Consider the following 2,150-nt stretch of genomic DNA (forward strand, 5'->3'; position numbering starts at 1 on the left):
GGCTGGCCGCGGCCGGCGGGCGCGCGGGGGCGGCAGGGGAGCGCCTGTGGGCCGCGGTCGCGGACGGGCGCCTGCGGATCGCCGCCCACCCCTTCTTCTGCGCGCCGCTCGCGTTCGACGCGATGCCCGGCGACCTGCGCGCCGAACTGGCGGCCGCCCGGCTCACGATCCTCAAGGGCGACCTCAACTACCGCCGCCTGGTCGGCGACAGGCTGCACCCGCCGACGACCCCGTTCGCGGCCCGCACGGCGTACTTCCCCGGTCCGGTCGCCGCGCTGCGCACCCTCAAGTCGGACGTGGTCACCGGCCTCGGCGCCGCGACGGTGGCGGCGCTGGACGCCACGGGCGAGGCGTGGCGCGTCTCGGGGACGCATGCCCTGGTGCAGGTCGCGCGGGGCGGCGCGTAGCGTCGCCCACGAAGGCACCAGGGCGCGCCGCCCCGGCCCGTACGTCAGAGAGGCGAGAGCACATGACCACGCACGAGGCACCGCTGCCGCGTTTCCACCTGGCCGTACCCGTCGACGATCTGGCAGCCGCCCGCGGCTTCTACGGGGGCGTGCTGGGGCTGGCCGAGGGCCGCAGCGCGGAGCGCTGGGTCGACTGGAACCTGCACGGCCACCAGTTCGTCACGCACCTCGCCCCGCGCCCGGCCGAGCGCGCGCACAACGCCGTGGACGGCCACGAGGTCCCCGTGCCGCACTTCGGACTGCTCCTGACGATCGGGGAGTTCCACGATCTGGCGGGCCGCCTGCGCGACGCGGGAACGGAGTTCGTGATCGAGCCGTACCTGCGCTTCGCGGGCGAGAAGGGCGAGCAGTGGACGATGTTCCTGCTGGACCCGGCCGGAAACGCCTTGGAGTTCAAGGCCTTCGCGGACGACTCCCAGGTCTTCGCGGTCTGATCGCAGTCTGATCGGGCCGCCCGCCGTCCGGCCGCCACCCGGCCCCGATCCGATCCCGGGCCCCGTCCGGCCACCGCCCCGTCCCGGCCCGGTAGGGGGTGACCACGGCCCGGTCCCGGGCCGATCGCGACCGGCCCACCCGGCCGGAGCGGCGGCGGCCCGGTCGCGCGCGCCGCGACGGCGGGAGCCGGGAACGTCAGAAAGCCCCTGCCGGATTTCTCCGACAGGGGCTCTGACGTCTGTGGACCTGAGGGGATTCGAACCCCTGACCCCCTCGATGCGAACGAGGTGCGCTACCGGACTGCGCCACAGGCCCTTGCGACGAGTGAAACTCTAGCATCCCGATCCGGGTGCTCGGAAACTCGTTGTGCGCTGGTCACCGGCCGCTCCCCGGACCACCGCTGCCTCCCGGTCACCGGCCGCCCGCGTCGCCGCCGGCCGCGCACCGGCGGCTACGCGGGCGGGAGACGGCATGGCTCCGGGAGAGATCCGCAGAGGAGGCAAGGCTCCGGCGGGGCGTCACTCGTTGGCCGCGCGGGGCCGGTCCTCGTCGTCGTACTGGTCGAAGAGGGGCGTCCTGCCGTGCTCCCGGCCGCGACGCGGCGCCGCGTTCGGCGCGGGGCGGGCGGGAGCGGGGGCCGGAGCCGGGTCGGCCGCCGCGGACGAGCGGGCGGCGCTCCACGTCTCCGGGTCGCCGACCTCCACGCCGCTGTCGGCACGCGGGGCCACGGGAGCGGTGACGTAGGTGGGCAGCGGCACGGGGACGGGGTCCCAGCTGTCGCCGCGGCCGGGGCGGCGCTCGCGTTCCTGGTCGAGCCATTCGGCGTGGTCGGTCTGCTCGACCAGGGCGCGGCGGCCCGCCTCCTGGGGCGAGACGCGCGACGACGGCTGCGGCACCGGCACGCCGTCCGCGTCGAGGGCGCGCCCGGTGCCCGCGATCTGGCGGTGCGAGCGGGTCTCGCGCAGCCGCTGGGCGGCCTCCTCGGCCTTGCGCCGGTCCATGGTGAAGGCGAACCGGCGGCGCTCGGTGGAGCGCAGGTGCGCGATGTAGATGCTGAGCAGTACGGCAGGCACGGCCGGCGCCCACAGCAGGTCGAGTCCGCCGATCGCGGCGGCGACCGCGCCGGCGGTGAAGGCGACGAAGAGGAGGACCGTCATCCTGCGCCGGCGCGCCAGCACCTTCGAGCGGCGCGCGCGTGTGGCGGAGTCGCCCGCCGGGGGCCGCCGGCGCGCGGCGGGCGCGCGGACC

General features: G+C 76.5%; 3 protein-coding genes and 1 tRNA gene. 2 read left to right on the forward strand and 2 right to left on the reverse strand.

Annotation, left to right across the window (positions count from 1 at the left end):
- Window positions 1–407, forward strand: a 407-nt coding sequence (locus L1885_RS27460) for an ARMT1-like domain-containing protein (protein WP_235799854.1), incomplete at its 5' end; no start/stop codon positions are given.
- 62 nt (window positions 408–469) lie between these two features.
- Window positions 470–901, forward strand: coding sequence for a VOC family protein (locus L1885_RS27465; RefSeq protein ID WP_235799855.1), 432 nt, complete (start codon window positions 470–472; stop codon window positions 899–901).
- 242 nt (window positions 902–1,143) lie between these two features.
- On the opposite strand, the gene L1885_RS27470 is transcribed toward L1885_RS27465, so the two are convergent.
- Together L1885_RS27470 and L1885_RS27475 are read right to left on the reverse strand one after the other, a co-directional pair.
- Window positions 1,144–1,217 (reverse strand) — tRNA-Ala (locus tag L1885_RS27470).
- A gap of 203 nt (window positions 1,218–1,420) precedes the next feature.
- Window positions 1,421–2,150, reverse strand: a 730-nt coding sequence (locus L1885_RS27475; protein ID WP_235799856.1) for a SepX/GlpR family protein, incomplete at its 5' end; no start/stop codon positions are given.

Source organism: Streptomyces fuscigenes, assembly GCF_021556455.1.
In the GTDB taxonomy this organism is placed as follows: domain Bacteria; phylum Actinomycetota; class Actinomycetes; order Streptomycetales; family Streptomycetaceae; genus Streptomyces; species Streptomyces fuscigenes.